This is a genomic window from Pseudomonas sp. DE0010 (genome assembly GCF_007680745.1).
Classification (GTDB): domain Bacteria; phylum Pseudomonadota; class Gammaproteobacteria; order Pseudomonadales; family Pseudomonadaceae; genus Aquipseudomonas; species Aquipseudomonas parafulva_B.
This window is the reverse complement of sequence record NZ_VEJQ01000090.1, coordinates 1-348: the sequence shown is the minus strand read 5'-3', so window position 1 is coordinate 348 and position 348 is coordinate 1. Positions and strand designations below refer to the sequence as shown.

The window sequence follows — 348 nt, the reverse complement described above, 5'->3', positions numbered from 1 at the left end:
CCAAGCGCGATACCGGCAAGACGCTCTATATCCTCGACGAGCCCACCACGGGCCTGCACTTTGCCGATATCCAGCAATTGCTCGACGTGCTGCATCGACTGCGCGATCACGGCAATACCGTGGTGGTGATCGAGCACAACCTCGATGTCATCAAGACCGCCGACTGGTTGGTAGACCTCGGTCCGGAAGGCGGCTCCAAGGGTGGTCAGATCATCGCGACGGGCACACCCGAGGAGGTCGCGGCAAACAAGAAGTCCTATACCGGCTACTTCCTCAAGCCCTTGCTGGAACGTGACCGGGAGTAATCCCGGGCACGCACCTAAAGGTAAAAGGCCCGGCGCATGCCGG

Annotated in this window: 1 pseudogene; it reads left to right on the top strand. The window is 60.6% G+C overall.

Annotated elements, in window-relative coordinates:
* Positions 1-305, top strand: a pseudogene (locus FS767_RS21780) (excinuclease ABC subunit UvrA); the annotation flags it as partial.
* Between the last annotated feature and the right edge of the window lie 43 nt (positions 306-348).